Source organism: Lysobacter sp. Soil_N_23 (assembly GCF_057656135.1).
Genome location: NZ_JBDGKY010000020.1, coordinates 46,692 through 66,614 on the forward strand (window position 1 = coordinate 46,692; position 19,923 = coordinate 66,614).

The 19,923-nt window shown below is 67.8% G+C and carries 19 protein-coding genes; 12 read left to right on the forward strand and 7 right to left on the reverse strand.

Annotation, left to right across the window (positions count from 1 at the left end; translation table 11 throughout):
* Positions 1 to 99: 99 nt before the first annotated feature.
* From AC3A3X_RS14365 to fusA, 5 genes are all read right to left on the reverse strand, one after another.
* Complete coding sequence (locus AC3A3X_RS14365; protein WP_487583701.1) at positions 100 to 531, reverse strand: putative toxin-antitoxin system toxin component, PIN family; 432 nt, start codon at positions 529 to 531, stop codon at positions 100 to 102.
* 4 nt (positions 532 to 535) lie between these two features.
* Positions 536 to 1,219 carry a hypothetical protein gene (locus tag AC3A3X_RS14370; protein WP_487583702.1) on the reverse strand — a complete coding sequence of 228 codons (684 nt, stop codon included), beginning with the start codon at positions 1,217 to 1,219 and terminating at the stop codon, positions 536 to 538.
* Position 1,220: 1 nt separating this feature from the next.
* The gene (locus tag AC3A3X_RS14375) at positions 1,221 to 1,814 is read right to left on the reverse strand and encodes a YceB family lipoprotein (protein ID WP_487583703.1); all 594 of its coding nucleotides are present in this window, start codon (positions 1,812 to 1,814) and stop codon (positions 1,221 to 1,223) included.
* A gap of 75 nt (positions 1,815 to 1,889) precedes the next feature.
* Complete coding sequence (locus tag AC3A3X_RS14380; RefSeq protein WP_487583704.1) at positions 1,890 to 3,179, reverse strand: DUF2272 domain-containing protein; 1,290 nt, start codon at positions 3,177 to 3,179, stop codon at positions 1,890 to 1,892.
* A gap of 145 nt (positions 3,180 to 3,324) precedes the next feature.
* A complete protein-coding gene (gene fusA / locus AC3A3X_RS14385) occupies positions 3,325 to 5,382 on the reverse strand; it encodes an elongation factor G (RefSeq protein WP_487583705.1) in 2,058 nt (685 codons plus the stop codon).
* 256 nt (positions 5,383 to 5,638) lie between these two features.
* Here fusA and AC3A3X_RS14390 point away from each other — a divergent pair, with 256 nt between their 5' ends.
* The gene (locus AC3A3X_RS14390; protein ID WP_487583706.1) at positions 5,639 to 6,076 is read left to right on the forward strand and encodes an OsmC family protein; all 438 of its coding nucleotides are present in this window, start codon (positions 5,639 to 5,641) and stop codon (positions 6,074 to 6,076) included.
* Positions 6,077 to 6,084: 8 nt separating this feature from the next.
* On the forward strand, positions 6,085 to 6,771 hold the full coding sequence (locus AC3A3X_RS14395) for an alpha/beta hydrolase (protein ID WP_487583707.1): 687 nt from the start codon (positions 6,085 to 6,087) through the stop codon (positions 6,769 to 6,771).
* A gap of 56 nt (positions 6,772 to 6,827) precedes the next feature.
* Here AC3A3X_RS14395 and AC3A3X_RS14400 read toward each other — a convergent pair whose 3' ends face one another.
* Positions 6,828 to 7,724 (reverse strand): PhzF family phenazine biosynthesis protein, encoded by an 897-nt coding sequence (locus tag AC3A3X_RS14400; protein WP_487583708.1) that lies wholly within the window; start codon positions 7,722 to 7,724, stop codon positions 6,828 to 6,830.
* Positions 7,725 to 7,936: 212 nt separating this feature from the next.
* On the opposite strand from AC3A3X_RS14400, the gene AC3A3X_RS14405 reads away from it, so the two are divergent.
* From AC3A3X_RS14405 to murD, 3 genes are read left to right on the forward strand one after another with little or no spacing between them, the layout of a single operon-like run.
* The gene (locus AC3A3X_RS14405) at positions 7,937 to 10,549 is read left to right on the forward strand and encodes a bifunctional aspartate kinase/diaminopimelate decarboxylase (RefSeq protein ID WP_487583709.1); all 2,613 of its coding nucleotides are present in this window, start codon (positions 7,937 to 7,939) and stop codon (positions 10,547 to 10,549) included.
* Complete coding sequence (gene murL, locus AC3A3X_RS14410) at positions 10,546 to 11,925, forward strand: UDP-N-acetyl-alpha-D-muramoyl-L-alanyl-L-glutamate epimerase (protein ID WP_487583710.1); 1,380 nt, start codon at positions 10,546 to 10,548, stop codon at positions 11,923 to 11,925. Before AC3A3X_RS14405 ends, murL begins: the two co-directional genes overlap by 4 nt.
* Entirely contained in the window at positions 11,906 to 13,324 is a 1,419-nt protein-coding gene (gene murD / locus AC3A3X_RS14415; protein ID WP_487583711.1) for a UDP-N-acetylmuramoyl-L-alanine--D-glutamate ligase, read from the forward strand. Before murL ends, murD begins: the two co-directional genes overlap by 20 nt.
* Before the next feature lie 317 nt (positions 13,325 to 13,641).
* On the opposite strand, the gene AC3A3X_RS14420 is transcribed toward murD, so the two are convergent.
* Positions 13,642 to 14,655 carry a polyprenyl synthetase family protein gene (locus tag AC3A3X_RS14420; protein WP_487583712.1) on the reverse strand — a complete coding sequence of 338 codons (1,014 nt, stop codon included), beginning with the start codon at positions 14,653 to 14,655 and terminating at the stop codon, positions 13,642 to 13,644.
* A 223-nt stretch (positions 14,656 to 14,878) separates the two neighbouring features.
* Between AC3A3X_RS14420 and AC3A3X_RS14425 the strand changes: the two genes are divergently transcribed.
* From AC3A3X_RS14425 to rfbD, 7 genes are all read left to right on the forward strand, one after another.
* Positions 14,879 to 15,238, forward strand: a complete 360-nt coding sequence (locus AC3A3X_RS14425; protein WP_487583713.1) for a hypothetical protein — start codon at positions 14,879 to 14,881, stop codon at positions 15,236 to 15,238.
* An 82-nt stretch (positions 15,239 to 15,320) separates the two neighbouring features.
* Entirely contained in the window at positions 15,321 to 15,650 is a 330-nt protein-coding gene (locus AC3A3X_RS14430; protein ID WP_487583714.1) for a DUF5076 domain-containing protein, read from the forward strand.
* Between the two features lie 291 nt (positions 15,651 to 15,941).
* Positions 15,942 to 16,442 (forward strand): single-stranded DNA-binding protein, encoded by a 501-nt coding sequence (gene ssb, locus AC3A3X_RS14435; RefSeq protein WP_487583715.1) that lies wholly within the window; start codon positions 15,942 to 15,944, stop codon positions 16,440 to 16,442.
* A 53-nt stretch (positions 16,443 to 16,495) separates the two neighbouring features.
* On the forward strand, positions 16,496 to 17,548 hold the full coding sequence (rfbB, locus tag AC3A3X_RS14440; protein WP_487583716.1) for a dTDP-glucose 4,6-dehydratase: 1,053 nt from the start codon (positions 16,496 to 16,498) through the stop codon (positions 17,546 to 17,548).
* A gap of 10 nt (positions 17,549 to 17,558) precedes the next feature.
* A complete protein-coding gene (gene rfbA, locus AC3A3X_RS14445; RefSeq protein ID WP_487583717.1) occupies positions 17,559 to 18,443 on the forward strand; it encodes a glucose-1-phosphate thymidylyltransferase RfbA in 885 nt (294 codons plus the stop codon).
* Positions 18,440 to 19,000 (forward strand): dTDP-4-dehydrorhamnose 3,5-epimerase, encoded by a 561-nt coding sequence (rfbC, locus tag AC3A3X_RS14450; protein WP_487583718.1) that lies wholly within the window; start codon positions 18,440 to 18,442, stop codon positions 18,998 to 19,000. Before rfbA ends, rfbC begins: the two co-directional genes overlap by 4 nt.
* Positions 18,997 to 19,893, forward strand: a complete 897-nt coding sequence (rfbD, locus tag AC3A3X_RS14455) for a dTDP-4-dehydrorhamnose reductase (RefSeq protein ID WP_487583719.1) — start codon at positions 18,997 to 18,999, stop codon at positions 19,891 to 19,893. Before rfbC ends, rfbD begins: the two co-directional genes overlap by 4 nt.
* Positions 19,894 to 19,923 lie beyond the last annotated feature (30 nt).

Consider the following 19,923-nt stretch of genomic DNA (forward strand, 5'->3'; position numbering starts at 1 on the left):
CTGCGGACAACGCCGCTCCCATGGCAGAAGCCCGGAGGCCAACGGCAACCTCAAGATGGATCCCGGCGTTCGCCGGGATGACGGTGACAAGTCGGAAGGTTACGGCCGCCACGCATCCGGCGTCAGGATTTCGAACAGCCCATCACGCTGCGTGCGACGCGCCAGCACCAGCAGCGCATCGTCGCGACTGAGCAGCCAGCGCGCACCGCAGGCATGCGCCAGGTGCAGGAACTTCTGGTCGTCCGGGTCGGCGCAGCGCGGCAACACACCTTCCGGCACGGGAGCCGTGGGCAGCAGCTGGACCTGTGCATCGAATGCAGCAATGGCGGCCGTACGTACCGCCTCATCCAGCCGCAGCTGCGGGTACTCCAGCACGCGCAGCCATTCCTCGCGGCACTCCGCGTCGGTCACCGCGACCACGTCGCCCGACTGCAGCGCGGCGCGCAGCGTCGCCACGCGCGGGTCGGCGAACACGAACAGGTCCAGGCAGACGTTCGTGTCGAGGACGATCCGGGGCGGGGCGTGGTCCAACGGATCAGGGCGTGGTGACTTCGCGGATGTCGGCCGAGCCGATCCGCCACGCCCGCTGTTCTGCGGTGGCGCCGTCCACGACTGCGCGACGCAGGGTGTAGGCACCGACGAACTTGCGCTGGCTGCCATCGGCGGCGGTGGCGGTCATCGCCACCGGTACTTCGATGAAGCGCGAACCGGCCGCGGCATCGACGGTGCCCGGTGCGAGGATCTCGACCGAGACGCCGCTGGTGTCCTTGAAGCCGCCGGCGAACTGCTGCGGGGTCTGGCCGCTGGCACGGCCGCCGTCCGACCACAGCGCGTAGGCGCGGTCGAAGTCGCGGCCGTTGATGGCGGCGTAGTAGTCGCGGACGACGGCCATCGCGTCCTGCGCGGTCGGTTCGTCCGTCGCCGCGCCGTCCGGGGCCGCATCGAGCTCAGGGATCGGCTGGCCGGCCTCGTCTGTCGACACGATGGGATTTCCCTGATCGTCGAGCACAACCTCGTCGACTGCCTGCGGCGGTGGTCCGATCTGGCCCGGTCCGGGTTGGTCCGGCATGCCGGTCACGCTGCCGTCGGCCTTGCTGGCTGGCGCGGGCAACGCTTCGGAACTGTCGCCGCTGCGCTGGCCTTGTGGCTTGTCATCGCTGCAGGCAACCATCGACGCGGCCAGGGCCAGGCAGGCGATCAGGGTTCGAAACGTGGACATGTCACTGGTCCAGGTGCACGACGACCGTGCCGCCCTCGATCGCCGTGGTGCCGATCCGGCGCGAGCCGAGCTTGTCGAGCAGGCTGTTGTCGAAGCGGTAGATGGGCTCCTCGCGCGAGTACTCGCCCAGCCAGGAATTGAGCAGGGCGCGCGAGCTGCCATTCATCGCGCCGCCCAGGGTGGGCACGTCGACCTGTTCGATGCGTGGCTCCTGCAGGTGCAGGCCGCGCGTGCCCAGGTCGTAGCGCAGCGCGCTGGTCAGCGCGAAGTGGCCGGACGGTCGGCTGCTGTCGCTGCCCAGTGCACCCAGGCCCAGGTCGAAGTCGACACGCAGACGGTTCGAACCCTGCGGGATCGTCAGGCGCGGGTTCAGCAGCGTCAGCGACACCAGGCCACCGAGCTTGTCGTAGTGCTTGGGAAAGTTGCGGTCGAGCGAGGCCTGCAGCTGCATCGGCGTGAACCGGACTTCGTTGCCCAGCAGTGCGCCCAGGCCGTTGAGCGTCGAGCAGGCGGCTAGTACGAAGGCGAGGGCGGCCACGGCAAGGCCGCGCCAAACACTGCGTGGACCAATCAGGAACGAGCGGCGCGAGGACATCCGGAACTCCACGGGTAATGCCCGCGACGATACGCGTGCCGCATGAATCAGAAAAGTCTCAAGCCGGCGCCCGGTTCATGGTGTCTTCTGGGGTTCCTTGGGGGGCGGGGTCTTGGGTTGCCCCTTGGACGGTGGAGTGGCGGCCGGGGTCGTCGTCGAACTCGCGGGTTTGCCACGCCTCACCAGCGGCAACGGCGGCGGCGCCCGCGTGCTGGTGGAGTAGCGGGCGTAGTCGCGGTACAGCTGTTGCACGGTCGGTGTGCCGTCGAGGTCGTGCGTCGGCGCCGAACCCTGGCGCGGTTTGAGCACGGCGAACCAGCGGTGGGCTCCGATGATGTCGCGGTCGGTCAATGGTTGTCCCTTGCCGTCGATCGCGATCACCGACAGCGTCACGGCATGGTTGACGTTGCCGCCGATGGCGAACAGCCGGCGGCGCTCGAGATCGGTCTTGACGACCAGGTCGCAGTGCAGCGACAGCGAGTCGCTGATGCCACCGCGCACATCGGCGATCGACGCGAACGTGGCATTGCCGCGCGAGGTGCACAACAGGTCGCCGGTCGCGGGCACGGTTTCGGTCAGGTCGTAGGCGACATAAACGTGCGAGGAATCCTGGCCATCGCGGGCACGCACCGCGGCGCGCACGTACTCGTAATGCGCGCCGCTGCGCCGGAACTGCTCGGTCGACAGGCCGGCCTCGCACGCCAGCCAGGAAATGAATGCCGCCGACCAGGGCATCGCCCAGCCGGCTTCGTGCCAGCCGTAGTTGACGATGCTCTGCACGCGCAGGGCTTCCTCGCTGCCGGTGGCGGCCCAGTAGCCGGCGATGGTGCCTTGCACCGGCGAGTCGTCTTCCATCAGGCCCAGTCGCGGTGCCTGGCGCAGCACGCGGTCGCCGATCGAGGCGTTGCGGCCGGGGGCAATGATGTCGACCACGCCGGCGGCCTGCGGCATGCGCGGCACGATCGCCTGCGGCTCCACCGCCATGTCCAGCACCGGCAGGCCGAAGTACGCCCATTCGGCGGCGGCCAGGTCGATCATGCGGGTGGTCGCACTGCCGCCGCGGTCGGGGATCGACGGGCACGACGACATCGCGATGTGGTAGCCGGCGGCGCGCGCCGGCGTGTAGCCGTTGCCGTCACGCCGGTATAGCGGTTCGAACGAGTTGGGTCCGGTGCGCACCATCATCGGCGGTGCGTCGCTGCCGCGCGCGTACTCCACGCGCAGCGCAGGATCCGGGAATCCGGCCGGGCGCGGGAAGTTGGGGATGGAGCGGCTGTTGCCCGCCTGCGCCCAGGTCGGGGCGGCGGGGGCGAACATGACGATGACCAGCACAGCGTGCAGCACAACTCCGGGCCCGTGGCGCATGTGTGCTTCCTGTGCGGGGGAAGCGCCAGCTTGGGTCAGGGCATGTGAAGCCCGCATCTGTGTTGGAGCGAGCTTGCTCGCGATCGGCGCATCCGCTATCTGGGCGCCCGCTCGCGAGCAAGCTCGCTCCTACAAGGCCTTGGGATCAGTCCTCGTCCTGCCTGGGCTTGTAGGCCTCCACCAGCTTCTGTTGCACGTTGGCCGGCACCGGCTCGTAGTGGCTGAAGTCGAGGGAGTAGCGCCCGCGCCCGGCGGTCACCGACTTGAGCTCGGCCGCATAGCCTTCCAGTTCCGACAGCGGCACCTGCGCCTTCACCACGATCTCGTTGCCACGCACGCTGTCGGTGCCGCTGATGCGCGCGCGCTTGCTGGCCAGGCCGCCGCTGACGTCGCCCATGTGCTGTTCGGGCGCATTGACCTCCAGTTCGACGATCGGCTCGAGCACCTGCGGCCGCGCCTTGCCGATCGCGTCGAGGAAGGCCTTCTTGCCCGCGGCGACGAACGCGACCTCCTTGCTGTCGACCGGATGGTGCTTGCCGTCGTAGACGATCACGCGCACGTCCTGGATCGGGTAGCCGGCGACGGCGCCGCTGCCGAGCACCTGGCGCACGCCTTTCTCGACCGCCGGCATGAACTGGCCGGGGATGGTGCCGCCCTTGACCTCGTCGACGAACTCGAAGCCGCCGCCGCGCGGCAACGGTTCGATGCGCAGGAACACTTCGCCGAACTGGCCGGCGCCACCGGTCTGCTTCTTGTGGCGATGATGGCCTTCGGCCTTGCCGCTGACCGTTTCCCGGTAGGCGATTCGCGGCGGACGCGATTTCACTTCGACGCCATAGCGATCTTTCAGTCGCTCCAGGTTGATGCGCAGGTGCAGGTCCGACAGGCCGCGGATCACCGTCTCGTTGGTCTCGGACTCGTGCTCGACGACGAAGCACGGATCCTCCTCGGCCAGCTTGTGCAGGGCGGTGGCGAGCTTCTGCTCCTGGCCCTTGCTGGCCGCGTCCACCGCCAGGCCGAACATCGGCTTGGGGAAATCCAGCGGAGCGAGGCGGATCTGGTCTTCGTCGTGGCTGTCGTGCAGGACCGCGTCGAAGTGCAGCTCGTCGACCTTGGCCACCGCCGCGATGTCGCCCGGGAGCGCCTGTTCGATCTCGACGTGGTCCTTGCCCTTGAGCTTGAACAGGTGCCCGACCTTGAACGGCTTCTTGCCGTCGTCGATGAACAGTTGCGTGTCTTTCTTCACCAGCCCCTGGTAGACGCGGAAGATGCCGAGCTTGCCGACGAAGGGGTCGTTGATGATCTTGAACACGTCGGCGACGACGTGCGCCTTCTGGTCCGGCACCGCCTGGAAGCGCTGGCGGTCGGCGCCACGCTCGAACGGTGGCGGATTGGACTCGGCCGGGTTGGGGAACCATTGTTCGGCGATATCGAGCAGTTTCTTCACGCCGACGTTGTTGCGCGCCGAGCAGAACAGTACCGGCACCAGGTGGCCTTCGCGCATGCACTGTTCGAAGGCGTCGTGCAGTTCCTCGCCCGACAGTCCGCCTTCGCCCAGGTCGAGGTAGTGCTCCATCACCGTCTCGTTGATCTCGACGATCTGGTCGATGATCTTCTGGTGCCAGTCGGCGACCGGGCCCAGGTCGCTGTCGCCGGTGGTGTTGCCGAGGCAATCGACGACTTTCTTGCCGCCGTCGGCGGGAAGGTTGAGCGGCAGGCATTCCGGGCCGAAGGTATCGCGCAGCTCGGTCAGCACGCGCTCCACCGATGCGGCCTCGTGGTCGATCTTGTTGATCACCAGGGCGCGGCACAGGTTTCGCCCCTTGGCGTACTCCATCATCCGGCGCGTGCCGTATTCGACGCCGCTGTCGGCATCGACCACGATCACCACCGTTTCCACCGCGCCGAAGGCCGACAGTGCCGGGCCGCGGAAATCCGGGTATCCGGGGGTGTCGATCAGGTTGAGGTGGATGCTCTGGCCGCTGGCCGCGGCGTGGTCGATGCTGGCAATGGCCGAATCGATCGAGTGGCCGCGCTGCTTCTCGATGGCATCGAAATCGGACACGGTGCTGCCGCGCTCGATGCTGCCTGCCGTCTGGATTGCGCCGCCGGCCTGCAGCAGGGCTTCGAACAAGGTGGTTTTGCCGGCGCCGGGGTGGCCTGCCAAGGCCACGTTGCGGATGGATTGTGTGCTGTAGGACATGAGCGGCTTCTCCCGGGTGCAAAACCCTTTTGGTGCATAGGAGGGAAGGCCGTCATGGCTGTCCGCGCTTCGCGCCGAAGCGTTGGGCGCTCGGCGGGCGGTCATGGCGGGTGCCGGCGGGGGCCGGGAGGGCAAGCCTCGCGCAAGGGGCTGGGTGGGTCAAGCCTCGGCGTTGGTTCCCGGCGCGGGCCCGCGATGTCGCGCTAACGTCCCGGACGGTAGGCTGTGCGCTCTTGCACGCAGACGGAGCAACGACATGGCCTTCAAGCGTTTCGCCGAAGCGGTCTGGCAGGGCGACCTGCAGTCCGGCAAGGGCGCAATGAGCACGCCGCAGAGCGGTCTGTTCGCCGACCAGAACTACTCCTTCAAGACGCGTTTCGGCGACGAGAAGGGCACCAACCCCGAGGAACTGCTGGCCGCGGCGCATGCCGGCTGCTTCTCGATGGCGCTTTCGGCGGTGCTTGGCAAGTCCGGATTCACGCCCGAGCGGATCCAGACCCGCGCCGAAGTCTCGATGGATCCAGGCATGGACCCGGGGCCGACCATCACCGGCGTGCAGTTGATCCTCAACGCCAAGGTGCCAGGCATCAGCGCCGAGCAGTTCCAGCAGATCGCCGAGGCGGCCAAGGCCGGCTGCGTGATCTCGCGATCGCTGTCGGTGCCGGTGACGCTGTCGGCCACCCTGCAGGGCTGACGGCACCGATGCCGCCCGCGCAGGTGCGCCACGCCGTGCTGGTGCACGGCGCCGGTGGCGGCGGCTGGGAATGGGACATCTGGCGTCGCGTGCTTGCTGCGCGCGCCATCGAGTGCGTTTGCGTTGACCTGCAGCCGGTGGCTGCGGGACTGGCCGCCACCACCTTCGACGACTACCGGGTCCAGGTGCAGATGGCGGTGGAAGCGCTGCCGCGACCGCGCGTGCTGATAGGCGCCAGCTTGGGCGGCCTGCTGGCGGCAAGTTGTGGCGCATCCGCCGATGCGCTGGTGCTGGTCAATGCGCTGCCACCGGCGCCGTGGTCGGCGCAGTTGCCACAACGCGAGTGGCCGGATGTCGTGCCGTGGCGCCGCGACGCGCGGCTGGCCTCGACGCGGCGCGCGCTGGCCGACGCCGACGATGCGACCGCGCTGTTCGCGTTCCGGCGCTGGCGCGACGAGTCCGGGGCGGTGTTGCGCCAGGCGCAGTCCGGGGTGACGGTCGTCGTCCCGCAATGCCCGGTGCTCCTGCTCGCCTCGGAGCTGGACGAGGACGTGCCGGCGGACACCACCGCGGCGATGGCGGTTGCCTGGAACGCCAGCCTGCTACGGCTGCCAGGTTCGACTCATGTTGGTCCGCTGCTGGGGCGGGACGCGGCGAACTTGGCCGCGCAGGTGGTGGCTTGGCTGAGAGGGTGACGGCCTGGGTCCCGGCGTTCGCCGGGATGACGATGAAATCTGATGACGGTGGAATCTCAGGCCCAGTCGATCGTGCCGCGGACCACGTTGCAGATCTGGCCGCCCGACCAGACCTCGCCATCCCCGTCCACGCGCAACTCCAGTCGCGCATCGAAGCCGACTTCACGTCCCTGGCTGACGGTATAGCGGTGGCCTCCGTCCTCCTGCGGACGGCCGGGCAGGGCGTGGTTGTGATTGAGCCAGGCCGCGAGAGTGGCGTTGGCGGCGCCGGAGGCTGCGTCCTCGAACCGCGCCGGCGCTCCGACGAAGGCACGCACGACCAGGTCGTAGTCACGCCCGGCATCGGCACGGGCGAAGGCGCACAGGCCCATGGATGCGGTGCCCTCGGCCAGCGCGGCGATGGCGTCCCAGTCCGGGCTGGCTCCGCGCAAGGCCGCTTCGCTGGCCAACTCGGCCAGCCACCAGCGCCGTCCGCCGTCCATCAGCGCTGGCGGCAGCGCGCCCAGGTCCAGTCCGGACAGCGCCGGCTGCAGTCGCGGGTCGTTGCCATCGACGATCTCGACCACCTGTGCTTTCGGCGTTCGCACCGCGATCGTGCGCGATGCGCCGTTGCCGTCGACGGCCAGCGGCAACAGGCCGGCCACGCCTTCCTGGATCAACTGGCCGCCACTGGCATCGGCCAGCCCGGCCTCCAGCACCACGTGCGCGGTGCCGACGCTCGGATGCCCGGCAAAGGGCACTTCGCGGCGCGGGCTGAACATGCGGATGCGGTAGCTGGCGCCGGCCTGGGTCGGAGCGAAGACGAACGTGGTTTCCGGCAGCCGGGTCCAGCGGGCGATGGCCTGCATCCGGTCGTCGTCGAGGCCGTCGGTGTCCAGCACCACGGCCAGGGGATTGCCGGCGCCGGGCCGGTCGGCGAACACATCCAGTTGCAGGTAGCGGCGAAGCGTCATTCGGCGGGGGTCCGAGGTGGTCGAATCGATCAGGGTCGTATCGATCAGGGCCGTATCAATTAGAATCGTCGTTCTTTGTGGCCAGCCCGGGCATTGCCCGCAGCTGGCGCGCCATTCTAGGTTCTGTAGGGGCACGTTGCCCGTACGGTTGCAGTCGAAATTACTTACCAATCCTGAACATCACTCACATCCATCCTCAGAGGGCAGTTGCGGTGGCGGAAGCGAATCGCTGGGTAGTACTCAAGTTCGGCGGCACATCAGTGTCCCGCCGCAATCGTTGGGACACCATCGGACGCCTCGCCGGAAAACGCATGGCCGAGGAGGGTGTGCGCGTGCTGGTCGTGGTCTCGGCGCTGTCGGGCGTGACCAACGAGCTGCAGGCAATCGCGAGCGCACCGATTGAAGCCCGCGATGGCATCGATGCGCGCATTGCCGCGCTGGTCGAGCGTCACCGCGCATTCTGCGCCGAACTCGACCTCGATGCCGATACCGTGCTGGGCGAGCGCCTGGCGCTGCTGCAGGCCTTGGCGACCGACGTCCGCGCCGGCGAGCGCACGCTCGACTGGCAGGCCGAAGTGCTGGCGCAGGGCGAGCTGCTCTCCTCCACGCTCGGCGCCGCCTACCTGCGCACGCAGGGGCATGACTTCGGCTGGTGCGATGCGCGCCAGTGGCTCGAGGCGGTGTCGTTGCCCAACGCCAATGCCTGGTCGCAGCGTCTGTCGGTGAACTGCAGGCTCGATGGCGACGGCGCACCCGGCGAAGGTACGTTCCGCGCGCGCTTCTCGGCGCAGGCGGCGCCGATGCTCATCACCCAGGGTTTCATCTCCCGTCATGGCGACGGCGGCACGGCGATCCTGGGTCGCGGCGGCTCCGACACCTCGGCGGCGTACTTCGGCGCGTTGCTGAAGGCGCAGCGTGTGGAAATCTGGACCGACGTGCCGGGCATGTTCAGCGCCAACCCGCGCGACGTGCCCGAGGCGCGCCTGCTCACCCGCCTGCACTATGCAGAAGCGCAGGAAATCGCCACCACAGGCGCCAAGGTGCTGCATCCGCGCTCGATCGCGCCGTGCCGCGATGCCGGCGTGCCGATGGCGATCCTCGACACCGAGCGTCCGGATCTGCCAGGTACGCGCATCGATGCGACCGCGGCGACCGTGCCGGGCGTGAAGGCGATCAGCCGCCGCAACGGCATCGTGCTGGTGTCGATGGAAAGCATCGGCATGTGGCAGCAGGTCGGCTTCCTCGCCGACGTGTTCGAACGCTTCAAGCGCCATGGGCTGTCGATCGACCTGATCGGCTCGTCGGAAACCAACGTCACCGTCTCGCTCGACCCGAGCGAGAACCTGGTCACCACCAACGTCCTGGAAGCACTCAGCGCCGACCTGGCCGAGGTGTGCCGGGTCAAGGTGATCGCGCCGTGCGCGGCGATCACCCTGGTCGGTCGCGGCATGCGTTCGCTGCTGCACCGGTTGTCCGACATCTGGGCGACGTTCGGGCGCGAGCGCGTGCACCTGATCTCGCAGTCGTCCAACGACCTCAACCTGACCTTCGTCATCGACGAAGCCGATGCCGACGGCCTGCTGCCGCACCTGCACGCCGAGCTGATCCGCTCGCGGGCGATGCCGGTGCGCGATGCCAGCGTGTTCGGCCCGAGCTGGCGCGAGATCGCCCACGGCAAGCCGCAGCGTGCGCCGGCGTGGTGGCGCGGCCGCCGCGAGCAGTTGCTCGCGCTGGCCGGGCAGGGCACGCCACGTTATGTCTACGACCTGGCAACGGTGCGCGAGCGCGCCCGTTCGCTGACCGCCACGGTCGCAGTCGACCGCTGCTTCTACGCGATCAAGGCCAATCCGCACCCGGCGATCCTCAAGGCGATCAGCGGCGAAGGTTTCGGCCTGGAATGCGTGTCGCAAGGTGAGTTCGAGCACGTGTTCGCTTCGCTTCCCGAGTTGTCGCCGGGTCGTGTGCTGTTCACGCCGAGCTTCGCGCCGCGACGCGAGTACGAGGCCGCGTTCGCACGCGGGATCATCGTCACCCTCGACAACATCGAGGCGCTGCAGCGTTGGCCGGAGGTGTTCCGCGGTCGCACGATCTGGCTGCGCATAGACCTGGGCCACGGCGAGGGCCATCACGAGAAGGTCCGTACCGGTGGCGTGGCGGCCAAGTTCGGCCTGCCGATGACGCGCTTCGATGCCTTCATCGAGGAAGCACGCAAGCTCGACGTGCGCATCAGCGGCCTGCATGCGCACCTGGGCAGCGGCATCGAGGATCCGCAGCACTGGCGCGGCGTCTACGCGCATCTGGCCGGCCTGGCCGACAGCGTCGGCACGATCGAGACGATCGACATCGGCGGTGGCCTGCCGATCCCGTACACGCCTGAGGCGCCGGACTTCGACCTTGCGCTGTGGCGCAGCGGCCTGGAGGAGATCAAGTCGGCGTACCCGCGCTACGGCCTGGTGATCGAACCGGGTCGTTACCTGGTCGCCGAGAGCGGCGCGCTGCTGCTGGCGGTCACCCAGGTGATCGAGAAGGACGGCGTGCTGCGTATCGGTTGCGATGCCGGCATGAACGCACTGATGCGCCCGGCGATGTACGAGGCCTACCACGGCATCTTCAACCTGAGCCGCCTCGACGATGGCGAGACCGCGGCGTTCGACGTCGTCGGGCCGGTCTGCGAGAGCAGCGACGTGCTCGGCCGCGGCCGCACGCTGCCGGTCGACACCGTCGAGGACGATGTGATGCTGGTCGCCGACGCCGGTGCCTACGGCATGGCGATGGCCAACACCTACAACCTGCGGGCCCTGCCGGCAGAGGACGTAATCGAATGAGTGAGTGGAAATTCAAACGCGACGCCATCCGCACGTTCCGGTTCGTGCGCTGCGAGTTCGATGCGCAGTCCGGCGTGGCGCAGTTGGTATACGCCTTCGACGATGGCCCGGAGCTGATCGAGACGGTCACCGTGCCCGGCGCGCCCTTCGTGCTCGAAGGCGAGCGCGCGGTGGCGGTCGAACGCGCGCTGCGCCTGCTGCACCTGTTCACCGGCGTGAGCTACTACAAGGCGGCGGTGCCCGAGCAGATCCTGATCGACAGCTATGACATCGACGCCGATACCGCGGCGCTGCTGGAACTGTTGTACGTCAACGGCCTGGGCGAGTTCGCCTATCGCAACGGCCTGAACCTGCACGGCAAGATCAAGTTCCCTGTGGGAGGGGCTTCAGCCCCGGCAGGTTTCGCGGCTGAAGCCGCTCCCACCCTCGGCCTGCGCCACCACGCCCTCGTCGCCATCGGCGGCGGCAAGGACTCGCTGGTCAGCATCGAGGCGCTGCGCGCGCTGGGTGTCGAGCAGACCGTGACCTGGATCGGCGGTTCGCAGCTGATCCGCGCCTGCGCCGAGCGTACCGGCCTGCCGACGTACAACATCGGTCGCTCGCTGGCGCCGCAGTTGTTCGACTACAACCGAGAAGGCGCCTGGAACGGCCACATCCCGGTGACGGCGATCAACTCGATGATCATGCTGTTCGCCGCGCTGCTGCTGGGTGTCGACCAGGTGGTGTTCTCCAACGAGCGTTCGGCCAGCTATGGCAGCCTGATTGAAGGCACTGGCGAGGTGAACCACCAGTGGTCCAAGGGTTGGGCGTGCGAGTCGGCGATCGGCGACCATGTGCAGCGCCACATCGCCGCCGACCTGCATTACTACTCGCTGCTGCGACCGCTCAGCGAGCTCGCCGTGGCCCGCCAGTTCACCCGCACCGATCGCTACGACGCGCATTTCAGCAGCTGCAACCGCAACTTCCACATCCTCGGCGAACGCCCGGCCAACCGCTGGTGCGGCGTCTGCCCGAAGTGCCATTTCGTCTTCCTGGCGCTGGCGCCGTTCATGCCCAAGCCGCGGCTGATGGGCATCTTCGGCCGCAACCTGCTCGATGATCCGGCGCAGACGGCCGGCTACGATGCCTTGCTCGAGTACCAGGACCACAAGCCGTTCGAGTGCGTGGGCGAGGGACGCGAGTCGCGCGCCGCGATGGCCGCGCTGACCGTTCGTCCGGAGTGGCGCGAGGATGCGCTGGTCGAGCGCTTTGCCACTGAGATCCGTCCCCAACTCGATGCAGACGATCTGCGAATCGAGCCGCTGCTGGTGATCGACGACGAGCAGCGCATCCCGCCTGCGCTGTGGGAACGCCTGCGTGCGCATCTGGCAGCTTGAAGCCCAAAAGGTCGCGCTGTGGGGCTGGGGCCGCGAGGGCCGCGCGGCCTACCACGCGATCCGCTCGCGGCTGCCGCACCTGGCGCTGACGCTGTTCTGTTCGCGCGATGAGGCTGCCGAGGTCGCAGCGCTGGCAGATCCCCATCTCACCACCGAAACGGACGCCAGCGCGGAGCGCCTTTGTGCATTCGACGTGGTGGTGAAGTCACCGGGGATCAGCCCCTACGGCAACGAAGCCAGTGCTGCCGCCGCGCGCGGCACGCGCTTCATCGGCGGCACCGCGCTGTGGTTCGGCGAGCATGCCGGCAGCAACGGCGTCGTCGCCGGCACCATCTGCGTGACCGGTACCAAGGGCAAGAGCACCACCACCGCGCTGCTGGCACACCTGCTGCGCTGCGGGGGGCATGTCACCGCGCTGGCCGGGAACATCGGCATGCCGCTGCTGGAGGTGCTCGATCCGCAACAGACACCCGAGTTCTGGGCGATCGAGTTGTCGAGCTACCAGACCGGCGATGTCGCCGCGAGCGGCGCGCGACCGCAGGTCGCGGTGGTACTGAACGTGTTTCCCGAGCACCTGGACTGGCACGGCTCGCACGAGCGCTACGTCGCGGACAAGCTGCGCCTGCTGACCCATGCCGCGCCCGCGATCGCCGTGCTGAACAGCAATGATGCGCGGCTGGTCGCCGCCGGCGTCGGTGCCGGTCGCGATGCCGGCACCGACGTGCGCTGGTTCGGCGATCGCAGCGGCTGGCACCTGCGCGAGGACGCGCTGTACCGCGGCGACACCTGGGTCATGGACACGCGCAGCCTGCCGCTGCCAGGTCGCCATAATCGCGGCAACCTCTGCGCCGTGCTGACGGCGATCGAAGCGCTGGGGCTCGATGCGGTGGCATTGGCGCCGCATGCCGCCGATTTCCAGCCGCTGCCACATCGCCTGCAGACGCTTGGCAAGCGCGACGGCATCACCTACGTCAACGACTCGATCAGCACCACGCCGCACGCCAGCCTGGCCGCACTCGACTGCTTCGGCGATCGCCGCCTGGCATTGCTGGTGGGCGGGCACGATCGCGGCCTGCCGTGGGAGGAGTTTGCCGAAGCGATGCGCACGCAGGCGCCGGCGGCGGTGATCACCATGGGCCAGAACGGACCGCGCATCCACACGCTGCTGGCAGCCATTGCCGGCGAGTCGGGCTTTCATCTCAGCGCTGCAATCGACCTCGCCGATGCGATGTCGCAGGCGCGCGAGGTGCTGGGCGAGGAGGGCGTGGTTCTGCTCTCGCCGGGCGCGCCGAGCTTCGGGCCTTATCGCGACTATGTCGCTCGCGGTCGCCATTTCGCCGAGCTGGCCGGTTTCGATCCGGACATGATCAGCGCCATTGCCGGCATCGGCATCGCCTGAGTTTCACGCGTCGGGGACAGGCGCGGCGGACGACGCTTCGGTATTTCGTTGCCCGGTCTTCGGTGGCCCTCACCCCTCCCGTAAACGGGAGAGGGGCTCCCACCGTCATTGGAAGACCGTCATCCCCGCGAAGGCGGGGACCCAGCGTCGTTGCTCTGCCCGTCATTCCCGCGAATGCGGGAACCCATGGACGTTGCTCCGTTTCGCGAACAGGTCTCAGGTGCGGGACTCCGCACACACCTACTGCCCACGGACCGGCATGCAAAAGAAAACGGGCCGCATCGGCCCGTTTGTCCTCACCGCAACCAAGGACCAGTTCAGTGGTCGCGGCTGACGGCGTACCGTGCCAGCCCGCGCAGCGCTGCCGTGTAGTCGTTGTCTTCCATGCCATCGAGCACACGCTCGGCCGCCTGGGCATATTCGCTGGCGCGGCGACGGCTGTAGTCGAGTCCGCCGGTGGCGTGGATCGCTGCCAGCACCTGCGGCAATGCACCGGTATCGCCCTGCTCGATGGCGGCGCGCAGCAACGCCCGGGTCGACTCGTCGCTGTGGGATATGGCGTGGATCAGCGGCAGCGTGGCCTTGCCCTCGGCCAGGTCGTCGCCGAGGTTCTTGCCCAGGGTCTGCGCATCGGAAGCGTAGTCGAGCACGTCGTCGGCAATCTGGAAGGCATAGCCCAGGTTGAGGCCGTAGTCGTGCATGGCGTCGCAGGTCGCCTCGTCGGCGTCGCAGAGCAGGGCGCCCAGACGCGTCGCAGCGGCGAACAGCACCGCCGTCTTGCGCTCGATCACACGCAGGTAGGCGGCCTCGTCGGTGTCGGGGTTGCGCACGTGCAGCAACTGCAGCACCTCGCCCTCGGCGATGCGGTTGGTGGTGTCGGCGAGGATCTGCATCACCGGCATGCGCTCGAGCTCGACCATCAGCTGGAAGCTGCGCGAATACAGGAAGTCGCCGACCAGCACGCTGGCGGCATTGCCCCACACCGCATTGGCGGTGCGACGGCCTCGGCGCAGGTCCGACTCGTCGACCACGTCGTCGTGCAGCAGCGTCGCGGTATGGATGAACTCGACCACGGCCGCCAGCTGGTGGGCGTCGGCGCCGATGCCCTGGCCGTTGCGGCCGCCCAGGGCCCCGGTCGCGAGCAGCAGCAGCATCGGCCGCAGGCGCTTTCCGCCGGCGCCGACGATGTACTCGGCCACCTGGTTGATCAGGACCACGTCCGAGGCGAGCCGGCGCCGGATCAGCGCATCGACGGCCGCCATGTCCTCGCGGGCCAGGGCCTGGATGGCGACCAGGTCGGGGACGGCCAGGAGCGTGGGGCTGGGTTGCATGGGCGGACCGTGTCGGTTGGGCCTGGGATTATAAGCGGCAGCCCGCAAATTCCGCGGTGGCTCGCGTGCCGCGCCAGGTCGCACTCATCCCATCGGACCTCGATGCCGTTGCGGATATTCAGACGATTCTGATGTCCGGCCCCGTTTTCCGTGGCCAAGCTGGGGCCCTTGAGGAGCGTGTGACTACAGTCACTTGGCTGGTCAGATCCGGGGAGGATTCGAGATGCAGGAGCTCCATTGCGACGCAGCGACGGGTCTGCCTGTGCATGGCACCCGCTCGCCGGGAGCGGGAAGGGCCCCGCCTGTCGCGCTGCCGGTCTGGCCGGGGCGACGATTCGTCGATCTGGTCGCCGACAGCCTGCGTCAGGTCGCCGGGCGCGATGGCGATGCCCTGTATCAGTTGATGGCCAATGCGATCGTGCAGCACCTGGCCGCCGAAGTGCAGGGCGGCGACTCCCGGTGTCTGGCCGAGGAGGCGATGAACCGCGTGCTGAGCCTTGTGTCGAAGGACCTGCAGCGTCAGGTTGCCGGTGCGAGGAATGGGCAGGCGGCGGAATCTGAGCGCTTTCTGGGCTGTCCCTGACAGCCTGGGCGCGGCGGCAGCGGGCTTGTTTTGGCCCTGCCTGGCAATCGATCGCTATTCATTTGACGCGTGAGGCGCAGCCATGGAAGAGGTCAGGAAGATCACGACAACCGGCCAAGACAGGCTCGTCGAGGCGCTCGCCATGCCCCAAGGGGTCGAGGCGGACCCTGCCTCGTTCGAGATTCTCCGGTTGTGGGTGGCGAACGGTCGCCTGTCCATGAGCCTGCGCCGCGATGTCGAAGGCGAAGCGGAGGATTTCGGTATCCTGCTGGCCGACCTTTTCAGTCATGCCTGCTGCAAGTACTCGCAGCGCAGCGGACGGTCGCTGATGGAATGCCGCGAAGGCATGTTGCTGGGGTTTCTCCAGCACACCCGCGCCCGCATCCGCCGCGGCCGCATAGTCGGGCACTGATGCCTCCCGGCGCGGTGCCGTCGGCGCCGAAACCGTCGTTGGGCAGCGACCCCGGCCCAGCCGGGGCCACATCCTCCCCTGGTTCCCCGTGCAGGCATCGGCCAAAACCCTGCACGGGCATGGGCCAACTCCCGCCCGGGGCCGGTTGGCCGCAGCTCCGGACCGCCGGTCGGGACGCCTCCGGCGGACTGCTATGATGGTCAACGATCCGGTGGCGACCGACCCTCGTGGCGGGCGGCAGCCGGCGCAACCTATTGATAGATCAATCCATACGAGAGGGCACGCATACCCATGGCACGCGGCATCAACAAGGTGATCCTGGTCGGCAATCTCGGTGACGATCCGGAAACCAAGTACACCCAGGGCGGCATGGCCGTGACCAAGGCCCGCCTGGCCACCACCAGCGTGCGCAAGGACCGTGAGGGCAACACCCAGGAGCGCACCGAGTGGCACCGGGTGACCTTCTTCGGGAAGCTCGGCGAGATCGCCGGCGAGTACCTGCGCAAGGGTAGCCAGGTCTACGTCGAAGGCTCGATCCGCTACGACAAGTACACCGGCCAGGACGGTGTCGAGCGCTATTCCACCGACATCATCGCCGACGAGATGCAGATGCTCGGCGGCCGTGGCGAAGGCGGCGGTGCGGGTCGTGGCGAGTTCCGCGGTGGCGGCGATCGCAGCGAGCGTCCGGCGCGTGCGCCGGCGCGGCAGGAATCGGCGCCACGTCGCGAGGCGCCGGCCGCCAAGTCCAACGACTTCGCCGATGATTTCGCCGACGACGACATCCCGTTCTGAGCCGGATGGCTCCGCACCCGACACCTTAGTGATTTGACATGGAGTTTCAGTAAGTGCCCACCTGGCTTGTTACCGGCGGCGCCGGTTTTATTGGCGGAAATTTCGTTCTCGAGGCAGTGGGGCAGGGCATCCGGGTTGTCAACCTGGATGCGCTTACTTACGCCGGCAACCTGGATACGCTGCAGTCGATCCAGGGCGACCCGAATCACGTCTTCGTGCACGGCGATATCGGCGACGCAGGGCTGGTCGAGGGTCTGCTCCGTCAGCACCGTCCCGACGCGGTCATCAACTTTGCCGCCGAGAGCCACGTCGACCGGTCCATCGATGGTCCGGCAGCGTTCGTGCAGACGAATGTCGTCGGCACGTTGAGCCTGCTCGAGAAAACGCGTGACTACTGGAAGTCGCTGGACGATGCCGCCAAGGCAGCGTTCCGCTTCCTGCACGTGTCCACCGACGAGGTCTACGGAACGCTGGGCGAGACGGGCAAGTTCACCGAACTCACGCCGTTCGCGCCGAACTCGCCGTACTCCGCGTCGAAGGCCGCGTCTGACCATCTGGTCCGCGCTTTCCACCATACCTATGGCCTGCCGGTCCTGACGACCAACTGTTCGAACAACTACGGTCCGTACCAGTTCCCCGAGAAGCTGATCCCGCTGGTGATCGCCAAGGCGCTCGCCGGCGAGGCGCTGCCGGTCTACGGTGACGGGCGCAACGTGCGCGACTGGTTGTTCGTGGCCGATCACTGCGCGGCCATTCGCCGTGTGCTGGAGGCCGGACGCGTCGGTGAAACCTACAACGTCGGCGGCGATGCCGAGCGCGAGAACCTCGTCGTGGTCAAGACGATCTGCAAGCTGCTCGATGAGCGCCATCCGCTGGCCGATGGCCGCGCCCGCGAGTCGTTGATCAAGTTCGTCGCCGACCGCCCGGGCCACGATCGCCGCTACGCGATCGACGCGTCCAAGTTGCAGGCGGAACTGGGCTGGGCGCCGACCGTGACGTTCGAGCAGGGCATGGCGCAAACAGTGGAGTGGTACCTGCAGAGCCAGCCGTGGGTCAGTCGCGTGCTGGACGGCAGCTATCGCCTCGAACGCATCGGCCAGGCCTGAGGACACGCGCATGAACCGCAAGGGCATCATCCTCGCCGGAGGCTCCGGAACCCGGCTGTATCCGATCACCCAGGGCATCAGCAAGCAGCTGTTGCCGGTGTACGACAAGCCGATGATCTATTACCCGCTCAGCGTGCTGATGCTGGCCGGTATCCGCGACGTGCTGATCATCAACACGCCGCACGAGCAGGCGCTGTTCCGCACTCTGCTCGGTGACGGTTCGCAGTGGGGCATGAACATCCAGTACGCCGTGCAGCCGAGCCCGGACGGCCTGGCGCAGGCGTACCTGATCGGGCGCGATTTCGTCGCCGGCCAGCCCAGCTGCCTGGTTCTGGGAGACAACATCTTCCACGGACCTGGCCTGACGGCCATGCTCAAGCGCGCCGATTCACGCGACAGCGGTGCCACCGTGTTCGGTTACTGGGTCAGCGATCCGGAGCGCTACGGCGTGGCCGAGTTCGACCAGGCCGGCAAGGTGATCGGTCTGGAGGAAAAGCCGGAGAAACCGCGTTCGAACTACGCCGTGACCGGACTGTATTTCTACGACGGTCGTGCCAGCGATTTCGCATCCGAGCTCAAGCCCTCGCCGCGCGGCGAACTGGAGATCACCGATCTCAACCGCCGTTACCTCGAGGAAGGCTCGCTGCACCTGGAGCAGCTTGGTCGCGGCTATGCCTGGCTCGACACCGGCACGCACCAGTCGCTGCTGGAAGCCTCGAACTACATCGAGACCATTGAAGCGCGCCAGGGCCTGCGCGTGTGCTGCCCGGAGGAGATCGCCTGGAACAATGGCTGGATCGACGCCGAGCGCCTCAATGAGCTGGCCCGTCCGCTGGCCAAGAACGGCTACGGCCAGTACCTGATGAGCCTGGCCGAGCGGGGCTACGTGCCGTGAAAGTGATCGAGACCGACCTGCCCGGTTGCGTGGTCTTCGAGCCCCGCGTTTTCGGCGACGACCGCGGCTTCTTCTTCGAATCGTTCAACCACGACAAGCTGGCCGCACACGGCATGCAGCCGCCGCAGTTCGTGCAGGGCAACGTGTCCTCGTCCAGCCGCGGCGTGCTGCGCGGACTGCACTATCAGTGGCCCAACCCGCAAGGCAAGTACGTCTCCGTGGTCGAAGGCGAAGTGTGGGACGTCGCGGTCGACATCCGCCGCGGTTCACCGCACTTCGGGCGCTGGACGGCCGTGCTGTTGAGCGCGGAGAACAAGCGCCACTTCTGGATTCCCGAAGGCTTCGCCCACGGCTTCGTGACCCTGAGCGAACGTGCGGTGTTCACGTACCTGTGCACCGCCACCTACGACGCCCAGGCCGATGCCGGCATCCGCTGGAACGACGCCCGCCTGGCCATCGACTGGCCGGTGTCGGAGGTGTCGCTCTCCGACAAGGATGCGCGCGCACCGTTCCTGGACGAGATTTCCGAGGATCGCCTGCCGGTCTTCATGCCATGAGGTTGCTGATCACCGGTGCCAATGGCCAGGTAGGCCATGAGTTGCTACGCAGCCTGGCACCGCTGGGCGAGGTCGTCGCGACCACGCGCAGCGGCCAGCTCGAGGATGGCAGCGCTTGCGAACGTTTCGATCTGGCCGACTTCGACGCGATTGCGCCGCTGCTGGACCGGACGCGTCCCGATGTCGTCGTCAACGCCGCGGCCTATACCGCCGTCGATCGCGCCGAGGACGATGTCGAAGCCGCTTTCCGCGCCAATGCCGAGGGACCTGGTCGGCTCGCGGCGGAATGCGCCGCACGTGGCATCGCCCTGGTGCACTACTCGACCGACTACGTTTTCGACGGGCAGGGAAGTCGCCCTTACCGGGAAGACGATGCAACCGCGCCGATCGGCGTCTATGGCCACAGCAAGCTGGCCGGCGAACAGGCGATCGCCGTAAGTGGCGTGCGCCACCAGATCCTGCGTACGGCGTGGGTGTATGGCCTGCACGGTGCCAACTTCCTGCGCACCATGCTGCGTGTCGGTGCCGAGCGCGACGAGCTGCGCGTGGTCGCCGACCAGCGCGGCACGCCGACGCCGGCCTGGCTGATCGCCGACGCGACCGCCGACCTCCTGCGCAAAGGCTTCCCTGAATCGGGCATCGTCCATCTCGTCGCCGATGGGGAGACCACGTGGCATGGCTTCGCCGAAGCGATCTTCGACGAGGCGATGTCGTCCGGTCTGATTTCGCGCCGCCCGGTCGTGACGGCCATCACGACCTCGGACTATCCCACGCGCGCTCGCCGCCCGGCCTATTCCGTGCTCGATACCACCCGGTTGCGCCAGCGGCTCGGCATCGAACTGCCGTCGTGGCGCCAGGCCCTGCAAACGACCCTCGCTTCCGCAAGGGCATGATGCTTTCCCCGTGGAGCCGGGAACCCTGGA